This is a genomic window from Atopomonas sediminilitoris (assembly GCF_022601735.1).
GTDB classification, from domain to species: Bacteria; Pseudomonadota; Gammaproteobacteria; order Pseudomonadales; family Pseudomonadaceae; genus Atopomonas; species Atopomonas sediminilitoris.
On sequence record NZ_JAKUMM010000001.1, the window covers coordinates 210,911 to 236,653 of the forward strand.

Sequence of the window (25,743 nt, forward strand, 5' to 3'; positions counted from 1 at the left end):
AACGCCGTCGAGCCGCAGGTCGCGGAGCCAAATTCAAAAGCCTCAGACGTCAGTCTGGGGCTTTTTAGCTTTTAAGCTGATCTGGCGCTTGGCCAACACCATCCAAATACTGGCCGTCAGCCCTAAAACGTCTACGCCCAGCGCAAGGCTGGGCGTAGAGACATCAAGCCAGAGAGCGTCCTGCTACAGCGCAACATCCTCCAAGCGCCACACATCGAACGCTGGGGTTTCATAAGGATGACTGGCTTTGAGGGCTGCGACAGTCGCCGCTAAGTGCTCATCAGCGACCACCATTTCCACCTTCCACTCCGGCACTTGTTCAAGGGTGTCGACGCTACCAATAAACGGCTGACTGCCGGGCAGTGGGCGAAACTGGCCGGTGCCTAAGCACTGCCAACAGCAGTGCTCATAGCCGCCAATGCGCCCCGCACCGGCGTTAAACAAGGCGGTCTTGACTACCTCTAAGTGCGACTGGGGCACAAAAAACGCCAGCTTATACATCAGGGCTGCCGCGGTGGTTGTAGATCGTTAAGGCTTTGCAGCAACGCCGGCTGCAAGCCCTCACGCGCGATTCGTCCGTACAAGCTGGCACTCGGGCGAGCGGTGCGCTTGAAGTCATTGGCGTAATCCAGTGCAAACAAGCCAAAGCGTGCAGTAAAGCCTTCTGCCCACTCAAAGTTATCGGTGAGTGACCAATGAAAGTAGCCTTTAAGCGGCACGCCTTGTTGCATGGCATGGGCCATTTCAGCCAGATGCGTGACTAATAAGTATTGGCGGCGCACATCGTTATCCGCTTGATCGGCAGTACCGTTTTCTAGCACGTAGATCGGCTTGTTATAACGTTCGTAGGCGGTCTGCAGCACATCGCCAAAGCCTTTGGGGTACAAGGCCCAGCCGAGGTCATTAACCCACTGATCAGTGGCCGGATCGTGACTGTGAATAATCGGCTTGGCCGGATTAGCCATGTCGACTTCAACGTAAAAACGACCGTAATAGTTGATCCCCACATAGTCTTGGGTGCTGGCTAAGCCTTCGATCTGCTCGCTAAAGCCGGTACCGGTCAACGTCAGCTCGCCGCTTTCTAGGGCATCGAGTAAATCCCAGATAAAGATTTCATCGATCTGCCGCGCAGCAAAACGCTCCAGCGGATGCCAGTTGCGCCATGGCTCAAACGCACGTGTGTGCTGAGTGATACCGACCCAAGTTTCTTGCACCGGCTGACCGCTGGATGTGGCTTGCGCTTGTGCGTGTTGTTTGATGGCATGATAGGCATAGGCATGCGCACGCGCCATCGCCGCTAAGGCAGGGCCGGTGGCAGCCGGATCAGCACGAGTTTCCAGCGGCGGAAACACGCCATCCAGATAGCCGGCATTCAAAAATACCATGGGCTCATTCAGTGTGGTCCAGTGCTGAATCTGGCCACCAAAATGCTCAAGCACCGCATCCACATAACGCTGCCATTGCTGCTGCGCATCGGCGCGCTCCCAGCCGCGCTGGCCGTCTTGCTCCGTCCACAACCAAGCGGGGCTGGAGAAATGAAACAAGGTGGCAAAAGGCGTCAAGCCTTGGGCTTTTAAGCTATCCAGCACACCTTGATAGAAGGCAATCGCCGCTGGATCAGGACGAGTCATGTCGGCACGTGGGAATAACCGCGACCACTCAAAAGAAAAGCGATAAGCGTTATTGCCCAGCACCTCGCGCGCGGCTTGAAAATCTTCAGCGTAGCGCTGGTCGTAATCGGTCTTGCGGGTACGAACAGCCTGCGAGAACTGATCCAGCGCCGCGATATGGCCGGGCTTAGCCACGCCCGGTGCACTGCCATGCTCGGTACGCTTGTTGGCGATCACATCCAACTCAAACGCCGTCCAGTCACTGGGGCTTTGACTTTCAATCTGCTGCGCGGCGGTGGCGGTGCCGAAGTAAAAATCTTTGGGGAAGGTCAGGGCTTGGTCGCTGGCCCAACCACTGGTCCACGCTTGCTGACGGGGCTTACCGGCAACAAACAGCCCGACTGCAACGCTCAGCACGAGCACCACAACGGCGAGGGCGAGTTTTTTCATAGCGTTTCCTTATTGTTGTTATGACGCGTGCCGACACAGCAGCCGGCAACGCGGGATGCGTGCGGTCAGTTTCGCGACTGACCATCACCGCCGATAAAGCGCCGCCATTTTGCCAGCATTCCATCCGCTTGCGGAACATGGCTGCCATCGCAATACGGCAAACGTTTAGAACGGCCACAACGGCACAACAGCACCGTTTGCTCGCGCTGGGCAGTCAGCCGCAGCCCCTTGTCGCAACCGGCTGAGCAATCAACCTGTTGGGTGATCTTCTCGCAGCGACACCAACAAACAGAAACGCCGGCATCAAGCCGGCGTACTGTAGGAAGCACGCCCTCATCCTGCGATAAGGGCGTGGCGGGCTTGCGCGAATCAGTCAACCCAAACACGCGCATTGCGGAACATACGCAGCCACGCGCCATCTTCTTGCCACGCATCCGGATGCCACGAGTTTTGCACCGCACGGAACACCCGCTCGGGGTGCGGCATCATGATGGTGACGCGACCATCCATGCTGGTCATACCGGTAATGCCTTTGGGCGAGCCATTGGGGTTAGCCGGATAGGTTTCGGTGACTTTGCCGTGGTTATCGACATAACGCAGCGCCACGGTACCCGACAGATCAGCACCGACCAGCGCTTCAGGGCTGGCGAACTCAGCATGACCCTCACCGTGCGCCACGGCGATCGGCATGCGACTGCCAGCCATGCCACGCAGGAAGATCGAGGCCGAGTCCTGTACCTCAACCATGGCCACGCGCGCCTCAAACTGCTCACTGCGGTTACGCACAAAGTGCGGCCACAAATCAGCACCGGGGATCAGCTCGTGCAGGTTGGACATCATCTGGCAGCCGTTGCACACCCCCAAGCTGAAGCTGTCTTTACGCTGAAAGAAGGCTTCGAATGCTTCGCGGGCGCGGGCATTGAACAGAATCGACTTAGCCCAACCCTCACCAGCACCTAATACGTCGCCGTAAGAGAAGCCGCCACACGCCACCAAGCCTTTGAACTCAGCCAAATCGACACGGCCGGCCAAAATATCGCTCATGTGCACGTCAATCGCCGAGAAACCCGCACGATCAAACGCCGCGCCCATTTCCACTTGGCCATTCACGCCCTGCTCACGCAGCACCGCCACGCGTGGACGCACGCCCTTGGCAATGTAAGGCGCGCTGATGTCCTCGTTAATATCAAAGCTCAACTTAGCGCTAAGGCCTGGGTTGCTTTCATCTAACAAGCCATCAAACTCTTGATCAGCCCCTTGCGCGTTATCACGCAGACGCTGGATTTGATAACTGGTTTCGGCCCAAGTGCGCTGCAGCAAGCGGCGCTCGCCGACAAAAATACGCTTACCTTCACGGCTGATGCCGACGCGATCGCCGTCTTGCGGCTGACCAATAACCGCCACGCAATCGTCTAGCCCTGCCGCAGCAAACTGCGCCAAGACAAACTCGGTGTCGCTTTGACGCACTTGCACCACCGCGCCCAACTCTTCGCTGAACAGCACGGCATTGAGCTCGGCATCGGTTTCGCCCAAGGCGTCGAGATAAACATTCATACCGCAATGACCGGCGAAGGCCATTTCCAGCAGCGTGGTGATCAAGCCACCGTCGGAGCGGTCATGGTAGGCAAGCAGTTTGCCGTCGCCATTCAAGCCTTGGATCACCGCGAAGAAGGCCTTGAGGTCTTCGGCGTCATCCACATCCGGCACGCTGTGGCCGATCTGGCTAAACACTTGCGCCAAGATAGAGCCGCCCAAGCGGTTCTGGCCACGGCCCAAATCGATCAGGATGAGGTCGGTTTCGCCCTTATCCAAACGCAACTGCGGGGTCAGGGTTTGACGCACATCCTGCACCGGCGCAAAGCCGGTCACGATCAGCGACATCGGTGCGGTCACGCTCTTGTCACCCGCCTCATCCTGCCAGCGGGTTTTCATCGACATGGAGTCTTTACCCACGGGAATGGTGATACCCAACTCAGGGCACAGCTCCATCCCGACGGCTTTAACGGTGTCATACAAACGAGCATCTTCACCGGGATGCCCCGCCGCAGCCATCCAGTTAGCCGACAACTTAATGTCAGATATCTTGGCAATGCTGGAAGCGGCCAAGTTGGTGATGGTCTCGCCGACGGCCATGCGCCCCGAGGCCGGTGCATTCAAGAGTGCCAACGGCGTGCGCTCGCCCATGGCCATGGCTTCGCCGGTGTAGACATCAAAGCTGCTGGCGGTAACCGCACAGTCGGCCACCGGCACTTGCCACGGCCCGACAAATTGATCACGCGCGACCAAGCCGGTGATGCTGCGGTCACCAATGGTGATCAAGAAGCTCTTGCTCGCCACCGCCGGATGGCGCAGAACGCGATTCACTGCATCTTCGACATTTAGCGTATCAACGGCAAAGTCATCGCCCTGCTCGGCTTCGCGTGCCACGCTGCGGTGCATGCGCGGCGGCTTACCCAACAGCACTTCCAGCGGCATATCCACCGGAGTATTGCCAAAATGACTGTCGGCCACGGTGAGGTGGCGCTCTTCGGTGGCCTCACCAACCACCGCAAACGGGCAACGCTCGCGCTCACAAATGGCTTGGAAACGCTCAAAGTCGGCGGCATTGACCGCCATCACGTAGCGCTCTTGCGACTCGTTACACCAAATCGCCAACGGGCTCATGCCCGGCTCATCGTTGGGCACATTACGCAGCTCAAAACGACCGCCACGACCGCCATCGTTAATCAGCTCAGGCAAGGCGTTCGACACACCACCGGCGCCAACGTCATGAATAAAGGCAATCGGGTTTTGCTCGCCCAGTTGCCAGCAGCGGTCGATCACTTCCTGACAGCGGCGTTCCATTTCTGGGTTATCGCGCTGTACCGAAGCAAAATCCAAATCTTCGGCGCTAGCACCGGTATCCACCGACGACGCCGCACCACCGCCCAAGCCAATCAACATGGCCGGACCACCGAGCACAATCAGCTTGGCGCCCACTTCGATCTCACGCTTTTCAACGTGCTCGGCGCGGATATTACCCATGCCGCCGGCAATCATGATCGGCTTGTGGTAGCCGCGCACTTCTTTGCCGCGCGGGCTATCGACACTTTGTTCAAAGGTACGGAAGTAACCTGTCAGGTTGGGGCGACCAAATTCGTTGTTGAACGCCGCGCCACCCAGCGGGCCTTCAATCATGATATTTAGCGCACTGACGATGCGACCGGGTTTGCCGTGGTCTTCTTCCCAAGCATGAGTGAAGCCCGGAATTTTCAAGTTAGACACGGTAAAGCCTGTCAAACCGGCTTTCGGCTTGCCGCCGATACCGGTGGCGCCCTCATCGCGAATCTCACCACCAGAGCCGGTGGATGCGCCCGGGAACGGCGCAATCGCGGTTGGGTGGTTGTGCGTTTCCACCTTCATCAGAATGTGCACCGGCTCTTGGCTGGCGGCGTACTCGCGCGTTTCTGGATTGGGGAAGAAACGACCGGCGGTAAAACCCTCAATCACGGCGGCGTTGTCTTTGTACGCTGACAGCACGCCTTCACGGTGCAGCTCATAGGTATTTTTGATCATGCCAAACAGGGATTTTTCCTGCGCTTGACCATCGATATCCCAGCTGGCATTGAAAATCTTGTGGCGGCAATGCTCAGAGTTAGCCTGAGCAAACATCATCAGTTCGATGTCGTTCGGGTTGCGGCCCATATCGGTGAAGCTTTTCACCAAGTAGTCGATTTCATCGTCGGCCAGCGCCAAGCCCAAGTTGAGATTGGCCACTTCCAGCGCCGCACGCCCACCACTCAGCACATCCACCGCAGCCAAGGGCGCAGGTTCGGCGTGACTAAACAGCCCAGCGGCTTGTTCTGGCGCATCCAGCACACGCTGGGTCATGCGGTCGTGCAGTTTGCTGGCCACTTGCTGCAACGCTGCCGCATCCAACTCACCGCTGACGTAATACGCCACACCACGCTCAAGGCGCTCGACCTTATTCAAGCCACAGTTGTGTGCGATATCGCTCGCCTTACTCGACCACGGCGAGATAGTGCCAAAGCGCGGCACCACTAGCAGCAAGCTGCCAACACCCTGCTCGGGGTGAACGCTGGGGCCGTATTTGAGCAGCCGCGCTAGTACGCCCTGCTCATCCGCAGACAAGTCTTCGCTCACCTCGGCAAAGTGCATGAACTCAGCATAAATGCCACTCACCGCCGGCACGTCGGCCTGCAATTGAGCGAGTAATTTGTCACGACGAAAAGCAGAAAGGGCAGGTGCGCCACGCAAAATAAGCATGGAAAGACGGCCTCTGGAATGCGGAAAAAAGAGGCCGCGTAGTTTACCTCAAAGCCTCGCCCAGCGGCACCTCACAAACCGCGACTTTACCCAGTTAATTGCGCAGCCCCTGCTCATCAGGCGCAATTGAGCCAAAAACAGCGCAGCGCACTAACACAGAATGCTCACCACGCAGCACCAGCAACTTAGTAGCTAAATCCACCAAGCAAAGCCAAGCCATTGATAGCAATAGCTTTTTATACAAATCCCGAAGTGCGACGCAGATCACCGAATAACAGCCACCACGCCAACAGGAAGATTTGGCGCAGGTCAGCCTTTGCGTATACTCCAAACATGCGCACCCTTATCCGATCCTTTCTGCGCCCGTTGCCATGGCTGGCGACCGGCGTACTCGCCCTGCTGCTGTCTGGCTGCGGCGACCCCACGCCACCGCCAACCTTACTGGAACAAGTCCAGCAAGAAGGCGAGCTACGGGTGATGACGCGCAACAGCCCTGCCACCTACTTTCAGGATAAAAACGGCGAAAGCGGCTTCGAATATCAACTCGCCAAGCAATTTGCCAAGCAGCTCGGCGTCGAACTCAAGATCATCACTGCCAACACCTTTGAAGACCTGTTCAGCAGCCTAGTAGACCGCCGCGCGCACATTATTGCTGCCAATATTGTCGACACACCCAGCCGCCACCAGTTCGCCCGCTTTAGCAAAGGCTACTTAGAAGTGGTGCCCCAAGTGGTTTACCGCCACGGCGAGCCGCGACCAAGACAGATCAGCGACTTGATCGGCAAACGTATTCTAGTGGCGCGCAGCAGCAGCCAAGCCGAGTTACTCAGTAACCTCAAGCGCCAATATCCCGAGTTACGCTGGGAAGAGTCAGACGACGTTGAGGTCATCGACCTACTCGGACTGATCGAAGAAGGCCGTATCGACATCACCCTGACCAACTCGAATGAGCTGGCCACCAATCAAGTGTATTTCCCCAAAGTACGCGTCGGCTTTGACGTCGGCGCGCCAACTTGGCTGAGCTGGGCCGTAGCCGGCGGCGATGACAGCAGCTTGCTACAAGCGGTGAACGGCTTTCTGCAAGAAGTGGATAGCAACGGCACCTTGGCCCGCTTGGTCGACCGTTTTTATGGCCACGTTGAAAAGCTCGGCTATGTCGGTGCCTATACCTTTGCCCAGCACCTGCAGCAGCGCATGCCTCGGTATGAGAGCTTTTTCCGCAATGCAGCCAATGAGCACAGCCTCGACTGGCGACTGCTCGCGGCTGTGGGCTACCAAGAATCGTTATGGCAACCCGACGCCACCTCCAAAACGGGGGTGCGCGGCTTGATGATGCTGACCCAACGCACCGCCCGTGCCATGGGCGTTGAAGATCGCCTCAACCCGCAACAAAGCATTGCCGGCGGCGCACGCTATTTGGCTCACCTCAACGAGGTATTGCCGCAAGAAATTCCAGCCGGCGAGCGCATCTGGTTTGTGCTGGCCGCCTACAACGTTGGCATGGGTCATCTTGACGACGCCCGCAAGCTGACTCGCGAAGCCGGCCTCGACCCCAACAAGTGGAATGATGTGCGGGAGATATTGCCGCGCTTAGCGCGCAAACAGTGGTATGGCAAAACCCGTTATGGCTACGCGCGCGGCTGGGAGCCGGTGGACTTTGTGCGCAACATTCGTCGTTACTACGACATTCTCAGCTGGGTCGGCCAACCGAGCCTTGAGGGCCGCCAATTGGCCCGCAGCAACCTGCACCTGCCCGGATTAGACAAGGCGCCCTCGGCGCTAGACCGTTAACGGGGCAGCCCCATCGGTATACGCATTAGTTTTTTTGCTGCAAGGCCTCGCGCAAGCGAGGGTTGACCTCGCCGCGCAGCACCACGCCCAATAAAGCCTCACGCGCCTCGTCCGCCCCCCAACCCAGTACTGACAAGCGCTGTTGCAACTCAGCAAAGCGCTCGCGGCGGCGCAGGCCACGCTCACTGACATCGCGACGATCAAGGTGATAGGTCAGCAAAGTAGAGCCGCACTTGCAGTTACGAAACCAACCGACGCTCGCCTGATCATCGTCATCGTACAGCGCCTTAAAGCCAGTTTTGGCGGGATCAATCGGCACCGTACCGGCGATGTACTGCGCCTGATCAGCAAACACCGCCCCACAGCACGCACAGGTCTTCGGGAAGGTATCGGCGGTTAGCGCCTTAAGCCCTTCAAACAGCTCATTCATCGCCTAACGTCACCCCAATGATCACTTTTTTGCAGTGTAGTGCGCCCGTCAACAATGATCGCGCAAAAAGCGAAGCATCCTGCCTGCAGGATGAGTTCAGGCTTAATTCTTAATTTCACTCAAGTGCAATGATCTTGTCAGCAGGCAACCTTACGCTTAGCCGCAATTAACACGAGGCCCTGTCATGATCGAGCTCATCCCCCTTCACGCGCTCAGCGTGAACTTATTAATGCAAGACACCCGCCCCAGCGAGCCTGCGCCAAAAACCGAGCACCGCACGCATTGGTTCAGTCGCTGGCAGCAGCTGTGCTTATTTCAGCGTCAGCAGCAAACCCAACAGCACGACACCCCGCGCCTATCCCCCTTTTGTCGGGCCTAGTAAAAGCTGACGGCGCTTTACCGCAGCGGTTGATTAGTCAAAACTGAGCGCTTTTGGCAGGTATCCCATGGCGCGCATTGAACTGAATTACGCTGACGAACTGTTTAGCTTCACCACCCAAATGCAAGTGCGCATTACCGACATCAATGCCGCTAACCATTTGGCCAATGACGCCATGATCAGCATGCTGAGCGAGGCCCGCGCGCGCTATTTGTTTGCACTGGGCGTGGATGAAGCCCCAGACGATGGCATTGGCGTCATCGTGACGGACCTGGCCACCACCTATAAAGCCGAAGCTTACGCGCGCGACACCCTCGCCTTCGCCCTCGGCATGACCGACTTCAACCGTTATGGCGCGGATGTCATCTTTAAGGTCACGCGCCCCAGCGATGACCAGCTCATCGCCGTCGCCAAATCGGGTTTTGTGTTTTTTGACTACGCACAAAAACGTGTCAGCCCCATACCCGAGCGCTTTTTAGCGCACTTCCCGCGCGCGCAGCCGACATGAACGCGTTACCCCTAGAGCATTACTTTGCCAGCGAAAAGGTCAGTGGTTACCTGCTGGGACTATTGGGCCTTATCGCCCTCGCCTTGTGCATCGCACTGTATAAAGCTGCGCCCGCGTTGGCCGACTACGCCCAGTTCATCCGCGGCGCGAGCATCAGCAGCGCACCGTTTGCGCTGATCATGCTCGTTGTCGGTGCGGTGATCGCCCTGCGCACCGACCGCCAAGTACAAGCGCTGCAAACGCTGCGCCGCAGCAATCCAAGCCTCTTGCTTGAACAAGAACACACGCGCATGACCAAGGTGGTGCGCGGCTTTCGCTGGTATCTGCGTATCGAAATCGCCGCCTTGCTCGCCGGCCTTGCGCTGCTTTTCGGGCCGCACAGCGGTGCCCTGCAACAAGGCGCGGGGCTTGGTTTGCTGCTACTACCGGCCGCTTTACTGCTGATTGACGGGTACCTACTACGCAACGCCAAACGCTATCAGCACTGGCTAACGCACCAGTAATGCCCCTTCGCCACGCTTTAACGCGTAGGCGCACCGCAATACCGCATAACGCGCTACATCCGCGCGCAGGCGCACCATAAGCACGCACCAGCACTGTGCGGCTAACGCGTCAAAGCGCATCACAACAACGTTAACGCCTTAGTTATCAGCCGATTACCGCACTTGGCACGCTGCCTGCTTTAGCTCAGGCATTGACCAATGGCGGTCATAGGCAACAGGACACCGGCGTCCTCGTTATTGCACTCCCAGACTTGGCTCGGGCTTGTCTGGAGTAATGCAGCAACGTGGACGCTTTTTTGTGCCTGCCGGTTTACCGGCCAGATAGCGACTGTGATCCAGCGTTATTTGGGTGCCGACCCTTAGCTCAGTCGGTGATTTTCACCTTGCTGCCAGCCACAAGCCAGCAGCCGGTCACACCCACACTGACGCTCGCAGACCGCCAGTGTGGGTGACCCTTTCTCTGACCACTTGAGGTGCATGATGTCTAGTAACTCCAACTTCTGGAAGGTTGGCCACACGCCAACACTGTTTGCCGCCTTCCTCTATTTCGACCTTGCCTTCATGGTTTGGTACGTCCTCGGCCCACTGGCGGTGCAGATTGCCGCCGACCTAGAGCTGACCGCACAACAACGTTCGATGATGGTCGCCACGCCGATTCTCTGCGGCGCCTTGCTCCGTTTGGTGCTGGGCTATTTGGCCGACCGTATTTCACCGAAAACCACCGGCGTCATTTCGCAAGTGATCGTGATGGCCGCACTCGCCACAGCATGGGCCTTCGGTATTAAAAGCTACGAACAAGCCTTGCTGCTGGGTGTATTTCTCGGCGTAGCGGGTGCCTCGTTTGCGGTATCGCTGCCGCTGGCCTCGCAGTGGTATCCACCAGAGCACCAAGGCAAAGCCATGGGCATCGCCGGCGCAGGTAACTCTGGCACTGTGCTCGCTGCATTGTTTGCCCCCATGCTGGCCGTAGCTTACGGCTGGAACAACGTATTCGGCTTAGCCCTGATTCCGCTGGCAATCGTGTTTGTGCTGTTTTGCTTTATGGCGAAAAACGCCCCCAACCGCCCAGCTCCCAAGGCCGTTGGCGACTACTTAAAGGCGCTGGGCGATAAGGACAGCTGGTGGTTCATGTTCTTCTACAGCGTGACCTTTGGTGGCTTCGTCGGTCTCGCCGGTTCGCTGCCCTTCTACTTCTATGATCAGTACGGCCTCGACCCGGTGGTCGCCGGCTTCTACACCGCAGCCTGCGTGTTTGGCGGCAGCCTGATGCGTCCTTTGGGCGGCGCACTGGCCGATCGCGTTGGCGGCATCCGCGCCTTGCTGATCATGTACACCATTTCCTCGGTCTGTATCGCTATCGTCGGCTTCAACCTGCCGAGCCAATACGCCGCACTGGCACTGTTCATCATCGCCATGCTGGGCTTGGGCTGTGGTAACGGCTCGGTCTTCCAGCTCGTACCGCAGCGTTTCCGCTCGGAAATTGGCGTAATGACTGGGCTCGTCGGCATGGCGGGTGGTGTCGGTGGCTTCTGCTTGACCGCTGGCATGGGCGCCATCAAGTCAGCCACGGGTAACTACCAACTGGCACTATGGCTGTTCGCTAGCCTGAGTTTGATTGCCTTTATCGGCTTGTTCAGCGTGAAAAAGCGCTGGCGCACCACCTGGGGCTCCGCGGCAATGACCAGCGCCCGCGTGTAACCCTTAAGGGGCTGCTGCCAATACGCAGCCCCAATACCGTTCTAGGTTTGCTGATGATTCAGCTCCCGCAGCCTGCGCAGCTTGCTTTTTATCTGCGCGGGCTTTTTTCTTGTTAGCGCCAGCCACCACACGAGCACGCCATGAGCCTGACCTTAAGCATCGCCGAAGCCAGCGCCACCGGCCCACGCAGCGTCAACCAAGACGCCGTGCGCATGGTCACCCCACCCAGCGCCCAAGCCGCCAGCAAAGGCTACTTGTTCGCCTTGGCCGATGGGGTCAGTGGCTGCGCCGACGGTGGCCTTGCCGCTCGCGCCAGCGTGCAAGCACTGGCCAGCGACTACTACGCCACGCCCGAAACCTGGGCCGTTGGCCAAGCGCTGGACCGCATCTTGGTCGCCCACAACCGCTGGCTCCACGCCCAAAGCAGCCAAGGCCCACTGCTCACCACGCTCACCAGCTTGATCTTGCGCGGCCGGCGCTTCACCGCCGCGCACGTCGGTGATAGCCGTTTATACCGCTGGCGCAAGCAACGTTTAGAACGACTGACCGAAGACCATGTCTGGACGCAGCCCGGCATGGAGCACGTGCTCAAGCGTGCGCTGGGCTTAGATGAACACCTCGTGGTGGATTACCGCGACGGCGAACTGCAAGTCGGCGACTGTTTTGTCTTGCTCTCTGATGGCGTATGGGCCGCGCTGAATGACGGCATCCTCAATGACATGCTCAACAACGAGCAGCACGACTTGCCACACCTGTGCCAATTGATGCTGCAAACCGCCTTCAAAGCTGGCAGCAATGACAACGCCAGCGCCATTGTGGTGCGCGTGGACGCGCTGCCCGATGGCGACCTTGATGACGAACTCGCCGCCCTCGCCCAGTGGCCCTTGCCGGGTCGCTTAAAAACCGGACAATCGTTCGAGGGCTTTGCTGTGACAGGCATCGTGCACGAGTCGCGCCATTCATTGCTCTACCGCGTACTCGACAACGAACAGCGCCCTTGGCTGCTAAAAACACTGCCCAGCAGCCATCAAGACGACCAACGCGCGCAGCAACGCTTGTTGCTAGAAGAGTGGTTTTTAAAGCGCTTGGGCGGGCGTAACTTCACCGACATCAGCCCGCTGCCCTCGCGTCAGCATCTGTATTACGTGATGCGCGAGCACGCCGGCGAAACGCTGGCCGAACGCTTTAAACGCCAAGGGCCGATGAGTCTGGGGGACGCCCACGAGCAGCTGGAGCGCGTACTGCGCGGCCTTGGCAGCCTGCATCGGCTGAATATTTTGCATCGCGACATCAAGCCCGAGAACTTGCACCTAGGCCAAGACGGCGAATTGCGCATTCTCGACTTCGGCGTCGCCCACTGCCCCGGTCTAACCGAAGACGAACCCGGCAGTCAGCCAGGCACGCCAAGCTTTATCGCCCCCGAGCGCTTCAGCGGCAGCGAAGCCGACATCAGCAACGACCTCTACGCCACCGGCGTGACCTTTTATCACTTGCTGACCGGTCACTACCCCTACGGCGAAATCGAACCCTTCCAACACCCGCGCTTTGGCAGCGCCACGCCAGCCAGCCGCTATCGTCCTGATCTACCGGCGTGGTGGGTCGACATGCTGGATAAAGCCGTCGCCGCCAACCCTGAGCAACGCTACGAAACCGCCGAAGAATGGCTACTGCAACTCGAACGCGGTGGCGATATTCGCGAAGTGCCAAGCCATCGCCCGCTGATCGAACGCGAACCGCTCAAGGTCTGGCAGAGCGTGGCGCTGATCTCGCTGCTGTTAAACCTGCTGTTGTTCTACTTCTTGGTGCAAGGCTAAGGCACGCCCGCGCCAGCAGCACCAAGATAGTGCACGTACGCCCCAAACAGCTGAGAACCGCTCTCAACAAACCTAATATCCCGCGAAAAACAAGGGCCAACGCAACATTGGCACACCTTCTGCTTTATCCCCATTAGCACAGGGGTCAACGGCGATCCCTTCACATACGCGGGGCTTCACTCGCACAAGACAAAGGCGTCTTACCTGCACTCGTGCAGACAAGACGCTTTTTGTTTTTTTAGCGAGCTGAACGCTTAAGCCAAAGCGCGGCCGGTACTACGGGAGATAGGCATGCAAAAGTTGAAATTAGTCATGGTGGGTAACGGCATGGCCGGGGTTCGCACCCTGGAAGAGCTGTTCAAACTGGCACCCGATATGTATGAGGTGACCGTGTTTGGCGCTGAGCCACACCCCAACTACAACCGCATCCTGCTGTCGCCGGTATTGGCGGGCGAGCAAACCTTCGAAGAAATCGTCCTCAACGACCTCGACTGGTACAAAGAACACAACATCGACCTGCGTCTGGGCCGCAAAGTGGTCAAGATCGACCGCGCCAAGCGCAAGGTAATTGCTGATGACGGCAGCGAAGCCGAGTACGACCGCCTGTTGCTGGCCACCGGCTCGAACCCGTTCATCCTGCCGATTCCCGGTAAAGACCTAAACGGCGTGATTGGCTACCGCGACATCGCCGACACCCAAGCCATGATCGATACCGCCAAGGTCAAAAAGCACGCCGTGGTCATCGGCGGCGGCTTGCTGGGCTTGGAAGCCGCCAACGGCCTTAAGCTGCGTGGCATGGATGTCACCGTGGTGCATATCTCTGACTGGCTGCTTGAGCGCCAACTGGACCAAACCTCCGGCAAGCTGCTGCAAAAAGCGCTGGAAGACCGCGGCTTGAAGTTCCTGCTGCCCAAGTTCACCGAAGCCCTGCTGGATGACGGTGACGGCAACGTGGCCGGTGTGCGCTTTAAAGACGGCGACATCATCCCCGCGGACATCGTGGTCATGGCCGCCGGTATTCGCCCCAACACCGAACTGGCCGAAACCTCAGGCTTGGCCTGCAACCGCGGCATTCTGGTCAACGACACCCTGCAAACCTACGACCCGCGCGTTTACGCCATCGGCGAATGCGCCAGCCACCGTGGCATTGCCTACGGCTTGGTGGCGCCGCTGTTTGAACAAGCCAAAGTCTGCGCCAACCACTTGGCCCAACTGGGCTTTGCCCGCTACCAAGGCTCGGTCACCTCGACCAAGCTGAAAGTGACCGGCATCGATTTGTTCTCCGCCGGCGAGTTCATGGGCGGCGACGACAGTGAAGAAATCACCCTCGCCGACCCCATCGGCGGTGTGTACAAGAAACTGGTCATCCGCGACAACAAGCTGATCGGCGCCTGCATGTACGGCGACACCGGTGATGGCGCGTGGTACTTCAAGATGCTGCGCGAAGGCCACGACATCAGCGAGATCCGCGACCACCTGATGTTCGGCGAAAACAGCTTGGGCGACTCTGGCCACGCTGGCCAAGACAAGGCCTCGAGCATGCCAGACGAGGCCGAAGTGTGCGGCTGTAATGGCGTGTGCAAAGGCACCATCGTCAAGGCGATCAAAGAGCAAGGCCTGTTCAGCGTCGATGAAGTGAAAAAGCACACCAAGGCGGCGTCTAGCTGTGGTTCGTGCACCGGCTTGGTCGAGCAAATCCTCATCAGCACCGTCGGTGGTGCCGCTGACGTGAAGGGCAAGAGCGAAAAAGCCATGTGCGGCTGTACTGATCACCCGCACGGCGCCGTGCGCAAAGCGATCATCGAACAGAAGCTGACCAGCATCCCGCAAGTTATCGAGTACCTGAACTGGAACACGCCTAACGGCTGTGCCAGCTGCCGCCCCGCGCTGAACTACTACGTGATTTCCAGCTGGCCTGGCGTGGCCAAAGATGACCCGCAATCGCGCTTCATCAACGAACGCGCCCACGCCAACATCCAGAAAGACGGCACCTACTCCGTGGTACCGCGCATGTGGGGCGGCTTGACCAATCCCAGCGAACTGCGCCGCATTGCCGATGTTGCCGAGAAGTACAACATCCCCACCGTTAAGGTCACCGGCGGTCAGCGTATCGACCTGTTGGGCGCGAAGAAAGAAGACTTGCCAGCGATCTGGAAAGACCTCGACATGCCCTCGGGCCACGCCTACGGCAAAAGCATCCGTACCGTGAAGACTTGTGTCGGCGCCGAGCACTGCCGCTTTGGCACCCAGCGTTCGATGGACATGGGCGTGAAGCTGGAGAAAGACCTGTTCAACATGTGGTCACCGCACAAGGTCAAGTTGGCGGTGTCGGGCTGCCCGCGTAACTGCGCTGAAGCCGGCATTAAAGACGTTGGCATCATCGGCGTGGACTCCGGCTGGGAGATGTACATCGGCGGTAACGGCGGGATCAAAACCGAAGTCGCTGAGTTCTTCGTCAAGCTGAAAACCGAAGAAGAAGTGCTCGAGTACAACGGCGCCTTCTTGCAGCTGTACCGCGAAGAAGCCTTCTACCTTGAGCGCACCGTGCACTACATGCAGCGCGTCGGCATGGAGCACATCAAGAAAGCCGTGCTCGAAGACGAAGCCAACCGTAAAGCCTTGTACGCCCGCCTGCAGTACACCCTGTCGCTGGAGAAAGATCCGTGGACCGAGCGTATCGAGCAGCCCGAGCTTAAGCGTGAATTCGAAGTTATCCCCGCCGTTCAGATCCAAGAGGTATCCGTATGAGTCAGTGGCAGGAAATCTGCGCCGTAACCGACATCCCGGTGCTCGGCTCGCGTGTCATCAAAGGTGAGAAGCACGACATCGCGCTGTTTCGCACCAGCAACGACGAAGTGTTCGCGCTGGCCGATCGTTGCCCGCACAAGCATGGCCCGCTGTCGCAAGGCATTATCCACGGCAACACCGTGACCTGCCCGCTACACAGCTGGAACATCGATCTGGCCAGTGGCGAAGCCCTGGCCCCCGATGTTGGCTGCGCCCACCGCTACCCGACCAAGGTCGAAGGCGGCCGTGTGTTCTTAGGCCCACGCGGCTAACGCACTGTTTTACCTGATGCTGCGGTTGGCACCACGCATCGCCACCCAGCATCAGGCCCTGTTTCACCCAAGCATTACCGGCGGCATAAAACCAAAACATAAGCAGCCGTCTAGCGGGAGTATTAGCGGATGAGTCAAGTCACCAAATCCACCTGTTGTTACTGTGGTGTCGGCTGCGGCGTGTTGATCGAGCACGACGGCGAGCAGATTCTCAATGTCACAGGCGACCCCGACCATCCGGCCAACCTAGGCCGCCTGTGCAGCAAGGGCTCGACCCTGCACTTAACCGGCGACCGGCAAGCCCGCGCGCTGTACCCCGAATTACGCTTAGGCAAATCCTTAGCCCGCACCCGTACCGACTGGGACACCGCTCTTGAGCATGCCAGCGAGCAATTTGCCGCCGCCATCGCCGAACACGGTCCAGACAGCGTGGCTTTTTACCTGTCTGGCCAGCTGCTGACCGAAGACTATTTCGCCTTTAACAAACTGGCGCGCGGCCTGATTGGCACCAACAACGTCGACAGCAACTCACGCCTGTGTATGTCCAGCGCAGTGGTCGGCTACAAAAAAGCCTTGGGTGCTGACGCCCCGCCATGCTCGTACGAAGACATCGAGCAAAGCGATTGCGTGCTGATCATCGGCTCCAACATGGCCTACGCGCACCCTGTGCTGTTCCGCCGCCTAGAGGCCGCCAAAGCGGCACGCCCGGAGATGCAGCTGATCGTGGTCGACCCACGGCGCACCGACACCGCCGAACTGGCGGATCAGTACATTCCGATTTTGCCCGGCACCGATGTCGCCTTGTGTCATGGCGTGCTGCATATCTTGCTGTGGGAAGGCTGGATCGACCGCAGCTTTATCGATCAACACACCGACGGCTTTGACGCACTGAAAACCCTAGTGCGTGAATACACCCCCCAGCTGACGGCGGAAATCTGCGGCATTAGCACCGAACAACTGCACAACGTCGCCCGTTTGATCGGTAGCGCGCCGAGTTTCTTGTCGCTGTGGTGCATGGGGTTGAACCAATCCAGTTGCGGCACCGACAAAGTTGGCGCGCTGATCAACCTGCATTTGGCCACCGGCAAAATCGGCAAGCCTGGCTGCGGCCCGTTCTCGCTCACCGGTCAGCCCAACGCCATGGGCGGCCGTGAAAGCGGCACCATGGCCAGCATTCTGCCCGGCCACCGTGACCCGAAAAACGCCGCCGACCGCGCCGAAATCGCCACGTTCTGGGGCATCGACAGCCTGCCGGCCAACCCTGGCTTAACCGCCATCGACCTGTTCCAAGCGGTGAAAGACGGCAAGATCAAAGCCCTGTGGATTGCCTGCACTAACCCTGCGCAATCGCTGCCAAATCAAAACCTGATCCACCAAGCCTTGGCCGCATGCCCCTTTGTGGTGGTGCAAGAGGCCTTCACCACCAGCGAAACCGTGCCCTACGCCGACTTACTGTTGCCGGCCGCCAGTTGGGGTGAGAAAGAAGGCAGCGTGACTAACTCCGAGCGCCGCATCAGCCACGTGCAACCGGCCATCCCCGCCCCCGGCGAAGCCCGTGCCGACTGGAGCATTGCGGTGGACTTTGCCCAGCGCCTAGAGCAGCGCTTACGTGCCAACCAGCCCAGCCTGTTCCCCTTCCAAGCGCCTGAGGCCTTGTTTGCCGAGCATGCCGCGCTGACCGCCGGCCGCGACTTGGACTTATCCGGCCTCAGCTACGCCATTCTTGACAGCCAAGGCCCGCAGCAATGGCCGTACCCGCAAGGTGCCCGTCAAGGCACCGCGCGCCTGTACCAAGATCAACAGTTCGCCACCGCCAATGGCCGCGCGCAGTTTATGAGCGTCAACTACGAGCCGACCATCGAGCGCCGCGACGCCCGCTACGACCTCTCGCTGTTAACCGGTCGCCTGCGTGATCAGTGGCATGGCATGACCCGCACCGGCACCTGCTCGCGCCTGTTTAGCCATACCGAAGAAGCACAGCTGAGCCTAAACCCACGCGAACTGACGCGGCGCAAGCTCAGCGATGGTCAGCTGGTCAGCGTTAAAAGCCGCCGGGGCGAACTGGTCGTGCCTGTTAAAGCCGACGACAGCGTGCACATGGGGCAAGCCTTCTTACCCATGCACTGGGGCGGCCGTTACTTGAAAGCCTTGGGGGTGAACACCCTGACGCTGGGCGACTACGACCCGCACTCGCAACAACCCGAACTCAAGCATTGCAGCGTGGCCATTACCCCGGTCAGCCTACCGTGGACCCTATATGCCTTGGTTGAAGGCAGCGACGGCTTGGCGCAGCAACGTTTAGATCAACTGCGCGCGCTAGCCGATAGTTGCGATTACGTCAGCCTGTCCTTGATCGGCCGCGACACCCCCGCCGTGGTCATGCGCGCCGCCCACAGCAGCGCACCGGACAAGACCACCTTGGCCGCTATCGATCAAGTGCTGGGGCTCGATGCAGGGCCGGTGATGGCTTACGACGATCCACGCCAGTCCATCGGCAAACGCGTCAAACTGGAAAACGGCCGCATTACCGCCTTGCGCTTAGCCGGTGAAAGCGCCGCACGCGAATGGCTCAAAGCCCTCTACTTAGAAGGCGAAACCGACGACAGCCTGCGCCGCTGGCTGCTGGCACCGCTGTCAGCCCCGCCGGGCGGCAATCAAGTGGCGAGTAAAACCGTGTGCACTTGCGTGAATGTCTCGCAAGACGCGATCGCCACCGCCATCGCCGCCGGCAATGACCTCGACGCGCTTAAGCAAAACCTCGGCTGCGGCACACAGTGCGGCTCTTGCGTGCCGGAACTCAAGCGCATGATCAATCACGCGCAAGCCAGTCAACTCGCTACCCCTTTGTAAGGTTGGAGAATAATCATGTTGTCTTCTCGCCCATTGAATGCCTTACATCCCGTTGCCCTGATCGGTGCCGGCCCCGGCGACCCAGAGCTGATCACCCTCAAAGCCGTGCGCACCTTAGCGCAAGCCGATGTGGTGCTGATCGACGACTTGGTTAACCCGCTCATACTGGAGCACTGCCCCCATGCCCGCGTGGTTCGCGTGGGTAAGCGCGGCGGCTGCCGCAGCACCCCGCAAGCGTTTATACAACGCTTGATGTTGCGCTACGCCCGCCAAGGCAAGCGCGTGGCGCGCCTAAAAGGCGGCGATCCCTGCATTTTTGGTCGTGGCATTGAAGAAGCCGATTGGCTAACCGAGCACGGCGTGCCCAGCACAGTCATCAACGGCATCACTGCCGGCTTAGCCGGTGCCACGCAGTGCGGCATTAGCCTAACGCTGCGCGGTGTGAGCCGTGGCGTGACCTTAGTCACCGCCCACACGCAAGACGACAGCAACCTCAATTGGTCTGCGCTGGCGCAAACCGGCACCACCTTGGTGGTGTACATGGGGGTGGCCAAGCTTGCTGATATCCGCTTAGGGCTGTTGGCCGGTGGCATGCGCGATGACATGCCCGTGGCCATGATTGAGAACGCCACTCTGCCCAATCAACGCGAGTGCCGCAGCACGCTGGCTGGCATGCAGCAAGATGCCCTCGACTTTGCCCTGCAAAGCCCGGCCGTCTTAGTGATTGGTGAGGTTGCCGCGCAACACGCCCAAGCCGTACTGGCGGCGGCGCACAGCGCTTAACGCTTAACGTCGGCGCTGCCACAGCAGCGCCGAGCAAGGTGCCTAGCCTCGCGTCACCCGCACGCGAGCTATTTATACCCGGGTAACCCCCGGGTTTTTTTTGCCGATTATTTGGGGTTTAACTGGGTTTTAAAGTGCGCTTTTAGGTCATCCACGGTGAACAGTTTCAGCTTGCTCACGCCTTGGGTTTCCGCTTGGCCTTCGTGCCATAGGCGCAACTTGCTGGCGAGCAGCTCTGCCTCGGCAACATTGCGTGCCACATCTTGGCTATGCGGCAAGCCAAAACGACGCTTAAACGTGCCCACCGACATAAAATCCACCCGTGGAAAATAGCCGCCCTGCGCCAACTGCACATCCACCCGGTAGTGCCCTTTAGCCACGTACTCTCTGGAGTTCACCGCAAACATGATCACCCTCGCCTCTCACACCCGCCGATTCTGGCGTACGCGCCAATTTTAAGGCGGCTTTAAGCGGCAAATACTGATCTAAAGCAAGCCAAACAGCAGGCATGAAAAAACCGGCTGCCATGCCGGTTTTTGTCTTCTGCTCAGTGCGCTCACTCAGGCGAATTCTGCGACATCCCGCAACTTAAAATGCGAGCGCAAATCATCGAGTAAAAACACCCGCACGCGATCCAAGCCTTGGGTTTCTGACTGCGCCACGTGCCAGACGCTGGCTTTACTTGCCAACACATCGGCCTCTGCCACGTTGTTGGCCACATCTTGATCCGGCAACCCAAAGCGGCGCTTAAATGCGCCAACGGTCATAAAGTCAACGCGCGGCAGATAGCCATAACGCTCATCGTGCAGGTCGACGCGGTAGTGACCTTTACTGACATATTCCTTCGAACACACATTCAGCATGCCCATGTCTTGCTCCTCAATCATTGATCATACGGCGGCGCACTAGCGCTTAACGTCAGCGGCCGTCTTAGCGCTGTGAGGCGCGATCTGACTGCCGAGTCACACACGAGCGACAATCGGCAAGCTCACCACGTTTGCAAGCTTGACTCGCATCACAACTCGCCCCCACGCGACGCTCTAGATCGGGCGATTATTGTTTGTATCGATACAGACGTTTGCTGGATTCGATTCGATTGATACGCACCCGCTCGGCACACTGCGCCACATCTTGTTATTGCGGAGCCTGTCATGTCGGCCTCTTTGCCTAAGCGCCTACCTCACCTTATTCGTCTTGCCGTGCTGGGCCCCGCGCTGGGGCTGATCGCCGCGTGCCAGCCCGCTGCGGAGCAACACAGCCAAGCAGCCCCTGCGCGCGTTAGCGTAGCCGCTGTGGTCAGCCAAACGGTGATCGAGTGGGATGAGTTCAGTGCACGCTTAGAAGCACCGCATGCGATTGAAATACGGCCACGGGTGTCGGGCTATATCGATGCCGTGGCCTTTACCGAAGGCGCGCGCGTGCGCAAAGGCGACCTGTTATTTCAGATCGACCCACGCCCTTTTACCGCCGAAGTGAAGCGCCTTGAGGCTCAGCAAACACAGGCGCGAGCGGCCTATAAACGCGCCCAAAACGAAGCGCAGCGTGGTGCCCAGTTGCGTCAGCGACAGATGATGTCAACCGAGCAAGCCGAAGCACGGCAAAGCAGTGCCGAAGAAGCAGCCGCTGCTTTGGCGGCGATCAGTGCGCAGCTGGACAACGCCCGACTAAACCTTGAGTTCACCCGCATTAGCGCACCCATCGACGGTCGCGTGGGGCGTGCCATGATCACCGCCGGCAACTTAGTCAGCGCCGGCGACAGCCTGTTGACCAATCTAGTGTCTACCGATCAGGTCTACGCCTATTTTGATGTGAATGAACAGGCCTACCTGAAATACCAAGACATTGCCCAAGCCCGCGGCACCGATGTGCACGACAGCAGTCCCGTGTTAATGGCGCTCAGTGATGAGGCCGAGTTTAGCCACCACGGGCAGTTAGATTTTCTCGACAACCAGATCAACCCCAACACCGGCACCTTGCGCGCTCGCGCACTGTTCGCCAACCCCGACGAGCAATTCACCCCCGGCCTTTATGCTCGGATCAAGCTGCGTGGCAGCGCACCGTACGCCGCCCAACTGATCAGCGAAAACGCCATCGGTACCGATCTTGGGCGCAAATATGTCTTGGTGCTTAACGCTGACAATCAAGTGGATTACCGCGGCGTCACCCTTGGCCCGCGCATCGCGGGGCTGCGCATCGTGCGCGATGGTCTTAAGGCTGGCGAGCGGATTGTGGTCAACGGGCTACAGCGCGCCTTTCCCGGCAGTACCGTGACCCCAGAAGACGTGCCGATGGCCGATGCCAAAACCCTTACCGCCCTTGAACAGCTGCATGACCGTGATAGCCAAAACGATGCGCCGCGTGTTGTACAACGCCCAGCCGCGCGTTCTCCCCAGAGCTAATCACGGCGGACATTGATCATGAATTTTTCTCAGTTTTTTATTCAGCGCCCGATTTTTGCCGCCGTGCTGTCGCTGTTGATTGTGATTGCCGGCAGCTTGTCGCTGGTGCAACTGCCCATCAGCGAATACCCCGATGTTGTCCCGCCGACCGTAGTAGTGCGCGCCACCTTCCCCGGCGCCAACCCTAAAGTCATTGGTGAAACCGTGGCCTCGCCGTTGGAGCAAGCGATTACCGGCGTGGAGAACATGCTGTACCTGTCCTCACAAGCCACCGCCGACGGCCGCCTAACGTTAACCATCACCTTCGCCATCGGCACCGACCTCGACAAAGCGCAAGTGCAAGTGCAAAACCGCGTGACGCGCACCCAACCGACCTTGCCGATTGAAGTACAGCGCTTGGGCGTCACGGTGGATAAAGCCTCGCCGGACCTGACCTTAGTGGTGCACCTGACCTCGCCGGATAATCGTTACGACATGCTGTATTTGTCTAACTACGCCGCGCTCAATTTGCGCGATGAGTTAGCCCGTTTAGACGGGGTCGGCGATGTGCAGTTATTTGGCCTAGGCAACTACTCTCTGCGCGTATGGTTAGACCCGCACAAAACCGCCTCACGCGGGCTAACCGCCAGCGATGTGGTCAACGCCATCCGTGAGCAAAATCGCCAAGTCGCCGCCGGTAGCCTAGGCGCGCCGCCCAGCGCCAACGATGCCAGCTTCCAACTGCTGATCAACACCCAAGGCCGCTTAGTCAGCGAAGACGAGTTTGCCAATATCATTGTGCGCGCCGGCGAACACGGTGAAATCACCCGCCTGCGCGACATTGCACGGATCGAGTTAGGCTCTAGCCAGTACGCCCTGCGCTCGCTGCTGAACAATCAGCCTGCCGTGGCCATGCCGGTGTTCCAGCGCCCCGGCTCCAACGCGATTGCGTTGTCGGATGCCGTGCGCGAGCGGATGGATCAACTGAAGCAGCGCTTCCCCGAAGGCATCGACTACCAGATCGTCTACGACCCCACGGTGTTTGTGCGCGGCTCAATCAAAGCGGTGGTGAGCACACTGCTTGAGGCGATTTTGTTGGTGGTGTTGGTGGTGATCCTGTTTCTGCAAACGTGGCGGGCCTCGATCATTCCATTGTTAGCCGTACCGGTGTCCTTGATTGGCACCTTTGCGGTGATGCATTTATTGGGCTTCTCGCTCAACGCCCTGTCACTGTTTGGTCTAGTGCTGGCCATTGGCATCGTGGTGGATGACGCCATCGTGGTTGTGGAAAACGTCGAGCGCAATATTGGCCTCGGCCACAGCCCACTGGAGGCCACCCGCCGCGCCATGCGCGAAGTGACTGGGCCGATTGTCGCCACCGCGTTAGTGCTGTGCGCCGTGTTCGTGCCTACCGCCTTTATCACCGGCTTAACGGGGCAGTTTTACCAGCAGTTTGCCCTGACCATTGCCATCTCCACGGTGATCTCGGCGTTTAACTCACTGACCCTGTCGCCCGCGCTGGCCGCTGTCTTGCTCAAAAGCCACGACACCCCCAAAGACCGGCTATCGCGACTGATTGATCGCCTACTGGGGCGCTGGCTGTTTGCGCCCTTTAACCGCGCCTTTGCCCGCGCCGGCAATGGTTACGTCGGCGGCGTGCGGCGGGTTCTGCGCGCCAGCGGCATTGGCTTGGTGCTGTACGCCGGTTTACTGGGCCTGACATGGCTGGGTTTTGCCAGCACCCCGACCGGGTTTGTGCCCGCGCAAGACAAGCAATACTTGGTGGCCTTCGCCCAACTGCCCGATGCCGCCAGCCTTGAACGCACCGAAGCGGTGATGCGGGAAATGTCGCGCATCGCCGGTGAGCACCCAGGCGTGGAAAACACCGTGGCCTTCCCCGGGCTCTCGATCAATGGTTTCACCAACAGCTCCAACAGCGGCATTGTCTTTACTCCGCTAAAGCCGTTCAGCGAGCGACAAGACCCTAGCCTGTCGGCGCATGCGATTGCCGCCGAACTCAATCAACGCTTTGCGGCCATTCAAGAAGCGTACATTGCGATCTTCCCGCCACCTCCGGTGCAAGGCTTAGGCACCATTGGCGGCTTCCGTGTGCAACTCAAAGACACCGGCAACTACGGCTACGAGGCGCTGTATGAGGAAACACAAAAAATCCTCAGCAAAAGCCGCCAAGTGCCCGAACTGGCAGGTTTATTCAGCAGCTATCAGGTCAACGTGCCGCAAATTGATGCCGATATCGACCGCGACAAAGCCAAAACCCACGGCGTGGCCATCAGCGATATCTTCGACACCTTGCAGGTCTATCTAGGCTCGCTGTATGCCAACGACTTCAATCGCTTTGGGCGCACCTATCAGGTCAATGTGCAGGCCGAGCAACAGTTTCGTCTCTCGCCCGAGCAGATCGGCCAACTAAAAGTGCGCAACCAACGCGGCGAAATGGTGCCCTTATCGACCTTCGTGACCGTTAGCGATAGCGCAGGCCCCGATCGAGTGATGCACTACAACGGCGTGCTCACCGCCGAGATCAATGGCGGCGCCGCACCCGGCTTTAGCAGCGGTCAAGCACAAGCGGCAATGGAAAAACTGCTGCGAGACGAGCTGCCACCCGGCATGAGCTTTGAGTGGACCGACCTCACCTACCAGCAACTGCTGGCCGGCAATACCGCTTTATGGGTGTTCCCGCTGTGTGTGCTGCTGGCTTTCTTAGTGCTCGCGGCACAGTACGAAAGCTGGAGCCTGCCCTTGGCCGTGATCCTGATCGTGCCGATGACCCTGCTCAGCGCCATCAGCGGGGTGATATTGAGCGGCGGCGATAACAACATCTTCACCCAGATCGGCCTAATCGTGCTGGTCGGCTTGGCCTGTAAAAACGCCATCTTGATTGTCGAATTCGCCAAGGAACAAGAGGCCGAAGGACTCAGCACCTGGGATGCCGTGCTGCAAGCGTGTCGCCTGCGTTTGCGCCCGATTTTGATGACCAGCGTGGCCTTTATCATGGGCGTGGTGCCCTTGGTGCTGTCCAGCGGTGCCGGTGCTGAAATGCGTCAAGCCATGGGCATTGCCGTGTTCAGCGGCATGCTCGGCGTCACCCTATTCGGCCTGCTGTTGACCCCGCTGTTTTATTGGCTGGTGCGCCTAGCGCAGCAACGCTTGCACACCCGCAAGGTAGCGGTGCGCCCAACAGCCAACCCTCTTCCCTGAGCCTA

At 59.0% G+C, this 25,743-nt stretch carries 19 protein-coding genes; 12 read left to right on the forward strand and 7 right to left on the reverse strand.

What is annotated here, in order from left to right; genetic code table 11:
- Positions 1-183: 183 nt before the first annotated feature.
- From MKI83_RS01010 to purL, 4 genes are all read right to left on the reverse strand, one after another.
- Entirely contained in the window at positions 184-501 is a 318-nt protein-coding gene (locus MKI83_RS01010) for a YqfO family protein (RefSeq protein ID WP_241582800.1), read from the reverse strand.
- A complete protein-coding gene (locus MKI83_RS01015; RefSeq protein ID WP_241582801.1) occupies positions 501-2,060 on the reverse strand; it encodes a glycoside hydrolase family 1 protein in 1,560 nt (519 codons plus the stop codon). Before MKI83_RS01015 ends, MKI83_RS01010 begins: the two co-directional genes overlap by 1 nt.
- Positions 2,061-2,125: 65 nt before the next feature.
- Entirely contained in the window at positions 2,126-2,494 is a 369-nt protein-coding gene (locus tag MKI83_RS01020; RefSeq protein WP_306423216.1) for a CDGSH iron-sulfur domain-containing protein, read from the reverse strand.
- Positions 2,430-6,326: a phosphoribosylformylglycinamidine synthase gene (purL, locus tag MKI83_RS01025; RefSeq protein ID WP_241582802.1), complete on the reverse strand. Its 3,897-nt coding sequence runs from the start codon at positions 6,324-6,326 to the stop codon at positions 2,430-2,432. Before purL ends, MKI83_RS01020 begins: the two co-directional genes overlap by 65 nt.
- Before the next feature lie 333 nt (positions 6,327-6,659).
- Between purL and mltF the strand changes: the two genes are divergently transcribed.
- The gene (gene mltF, locus MKI83_RS01030; protein ID WP_241582803.1) at positions 6,660-8,117 is read left to right on the forward strand and encodes a membrane-bound lytic murein transglycosylase MltF; all 1,458 of its coding nucleotides are present in this window, start codon (positions 6,660-6,662) and stop codon (positions 8,115-8,117) included.
- A 25-nt stretch (positions 8,118-8,142) separates the two neighbouring features.
- On the opposite strand, the gene MKI83_RS01035 is transcribed toward mltF, so the two are convergent.
- Positions 8,143-8,547 (reverse strand): hypothetical protein, encoded by a 405-nt coding sequence (locus MKI83_RS01035; protein WP_241582804.1) that lies wholly within the window; start codon positions 8,545-8,547, stop codon positions 8,143-8,145.
- A 184-nt stretch (positions 8,548-8,731) separates the two neighbouring features.
- Between MKI83_RS01035 and MKI83_RS01040 the strand changes: the two genes are divergently transcribed.
- The 9 genes from MKI83_RS01040 to cobA all read left to right on the forward strand — a co-directional run bounded on the left by MKI83_RS01040 (position 8,732) and on the right by cobA (position 20,141).
- Positions 8,732-8,926, forward strand: coding sequence for a hypothetical protein (locus MKI83_RS01040; RefSeq protein ID WP_241582806.1), 195 nt, complete (start codon positions 8,732-8,734; stop codon positions 8,924-8,926).
- Between the two features lie 67 nt (positions 8,927-8,993).
- Positions 8,994-9,434: a thioesterase family protein gene (locus MKI83_RS01045; protein ID WP_241582807.1), complete on the forward strand. Its 441-nt coding sequence runs from the start codon at positions 8,994-8,996 to the stop codon at positions 9,432-9,434.
- Positions 9,431-9,937: a hypothetical protein gene (locus tag MKI83_RS01050; protein WP_241582808.1), complete on the forward strand. Its 507-nt coding sequence runs from the start codon at positions 9,431-9,433 to the stop codon at positions 9,935-9,937. Before MKI83_RS01045 ends, MKI83_RS01050 begins: the two co-directional genes overlap by 4 nt.
- Positions 9,938-10,417: 480 nt before the next feature.
- Positions 10,418-11,635, forward strand: coding sequence for a nitrate/nitrite transporter (locus MKI83_RS01055; RefSeq protein WP_241583144.1), 1,218 nt, complete (start codon positions 10,418-10,420; stop codon positions 11,633-11,635).
- A 140-nt stretch (positions 11,636-11,775) separates the two neighbouring features.
- A complete protein-coding gene (locus MKI83_RS01060) occupies positions 11,776-13,449 on the forward strand; it encodes a bifunctional protein-serine/threonine kinase/phosphatase (RefSeq protein ID WP_241582809.1) in 1,674 nt (557 codons plus the stop codon).
- Positions 13,450-13,740: 291 nt separating this feature from the next.
- On the forward strand, positions 13,741-16,197 hold the full coding sequence (gene nirB / locus MKI83_RS01065; protein WP_241582810.1) for a nitrite reductase large subunit NirB: 2,457 nt from the start codon (positions 13,741-13,743) through the stop codon (positions 16,195-16,197).
- Positions 16,194-16,508, forward strand: a complete 315-nt coding sequence (gene nirD, locus MKI83_RS01070) for a nitrite reductase small subunit NirD (RefSeq protein ID WP_241582811.1) — start codon at positions 16,194-16,196, stop codon at positions 16,506-16,508. The genes nirB and nirD overlap by 4 nt, the downstream gene beginning before the upstream one ends.
- 129 nt (positions 16,509-16,637) lie before the next feature.
- Positions 16,638-19,358 (forward strand): nitrate reductase, encoded by a 2,721-nt coding sequence (locus MKI83_RS01075; RefSeq protein WP_241582812.1) that lies wholly within the window; start codon positions 16,638-16,640, stop codon positions 19,356-19,358.
- A gap of 15 nt (positions 19,359-19,373) precedes the next feature.
- Entirely contained in the window at positions 19,374-20,141 is a 768-nt protein-coding gene (gene cobA / locus MKI83_RS01080; RefSeq protein WP_241582814.1) for a uroporphyrinogen-III C-methyltransferase, read from the forward strand.
- Between the two features lie 107 nt (positions 20,142-20,248).
- On the opposite strand, the gene MKI83_RS01085 is transcribed toward cobA, so the two are convergent.
- Positions 20,249-20,548, reverse strand: a complete 300-nt coding sequence (locus MKI83_RS01085; protein WP_241582815.1) for a hypothetical protein — start codon at positions 20,546-20,548, stop codon at positions 20,249-20,251.
- Positions 20,549-20,701: 153 nt separating this feature from the next.
- Entirely contained in the window at positions 20,702-21,010 is a 309-nt protein-coding gene (locus MKI83_RS01090; protein ID WP_241582816.1) for a hypothetical protein, read from the reverse strand.
- A gap of 282 nt (positions 21,011-21,292) precedes the next feature.
- Here MKI83_RS01090 and MKI83_RS01095 point away from each other — a divergent pair, with 282 nt between their 5' ends.
- A complete protein-coding gene (locus MKI83_RS01095; RefSeq protein WP_241582817.1) occupies positions 21,293-22,540 on the forward strand; it encodes an efflux RND transporter periplasmic adaptor subunit in 1,248 nt (415 codons plus the stop codon).
- A gap of 18 nt (positions 22,541-22,558) precedes the next feature.
- On the forward strand, positions 22,559-25,738 hold the full coding sequence (locus MKI83_RS01100) for an efflux RND transporter permease subunit (RefSeq protein WP_241582819.1): 3,180 nt from the start codon (positions 22,559-22,561) through the stop codon (positions 25,736-25,738).
- The last annotated feature ends 5 nt before the right edge of the window (positions 25,739-25,743 follow it).

Bases quoted from the DNA above. Each gene is read 5' to 3' on its own strand.
- MKI83_RS01010 (WP_241582800.1), bottom strand. From the start codon at position 501: ATGTATAAGCTGGCGTTTTTTGTGCCCCAGTCGCACTTAGAGGTAGTC.
- MKI83_RS01015 (WP_241582801.1), bottom strand. From the start codon at position 2,060: ATGAAAAAACTCGCCCTCGCCGTTGTGGTGCTCGTGCTGAGCGTTGCA.
- MKI83_RS01020 (WP_306423216.1), bottom strand. From the start codon at position 2,494: ATGCGTGGCAAGAAGATGGCGCGTGGCTGCGTATGTTCCGCAATGCGC.
- purL (WP_241582802.1), bottom strand. From the start codon at position 6,326: ATGCTTATTTTGCGTGGCGCACCTGCCCTTTCTGCTTTTCGTCGTGAC.
- mltF (WP_241582803.1), top strand. From the start codon at position 6,660: ATGCGCACCCTTATCCGATCCTTTCTGCGCCCGTTGCCATGGCTGGCG.
- MKI83_RS01035 (WP_241582804.1), bottom strand. From the start codon at position 8,547: ATGAATGAGCTGTTTGAAGGGCTTAAGGCGCTAACCGCCGATACCTTC.
- MKI83_RS01040 (WP_241582806.1), top strand. From the start codon at position 8,732: ATGATCGAGCTCATCCCCCTTCACGCGCTCAGCGTGAACTTATTAATG.
- MKI83_RS01045 (WP_241582807.1), top strand. From the start codon at position 8,994: ATGGCGCGCATTGAACTGAATTACGCTGACGAACTGTTTAGCTTCACC.
- MKI83_RS01050 (WP_241582808.1), top strand. From the start codon at position 9,431: ATGAACGCGTTACCCCTAGAGCATTACTTTGCCAGCGAAAAGGTCAGT.
- MKI83_RS01055 (WP_241583144.1), top strand. From the start codon at position 10,418: ATGTCTAGTAACTCCAACTTCTGGAAGGTTGGCCACACGCCAACACTG.
- MKI83_RS01060 (WP_241582809.1), top strand. From the start codon at position 11,776: ATGAGCCTGACCTTAAGCATCGCCGAAGCCAGCGCCACCGGCCCACGC.
- nirB (WP_241582810.1), top strand. From the start codon at position 13,741: ATGCAAAAGTTGAAATTAGTCATGGTGGGTAACGGCATGGCCGGGGTT.
- nirD (WP_241582811.1), top strand. From the start codon at position 16,194: ATGAGTCAGTGGCAGGAAATCTGCGCCGTAACCGACATCCCGGTGCTC.
- MKI83_RS01075 (WP_241582812.1), top strand. From the start codon at position 16,638: ATGAGTCAAGTCACCAAATCCACCTGTTGTTACTGTGGTGTCGGCTGC.
- cobA (WP_241582814.1), top strand. From the start codon at position 19,374: ATGTTGTCTTCTCGCCCATTGAATGCCTTACATCCCGTTGCCCTGATC.
- MKI83_RS01085 (WP_241582815.1), bottom strand. From the start codon at position 20,548: ATGTTTGCGGTGAACTCCAGAGAGTACGTGGCTAAAGGGCACTACCGG.
- MKI83_RS01090 (WP_241582816.1), bottom strand. From the start codon at position 21,010: ATGGGCATGCTGAATGTGTGTTCGAAGGAATATGTCAGTAAAGGTCAC.
- MKI83_RS01095 (WP_241582817.1), top strand. From the start codon at position 21,293: ATGTCGGCCTCTTTGCCTAAGCGCCTACCTCACCTTATTCGTCTTGCC.
- MKI83_RS01100 (WP_241582819.1), top strand. From the start codon at position 22,559: ATGAATTTTTCTCAGTTTTTTATTCAGCGCCCGATTTTTGCCGCCGTG.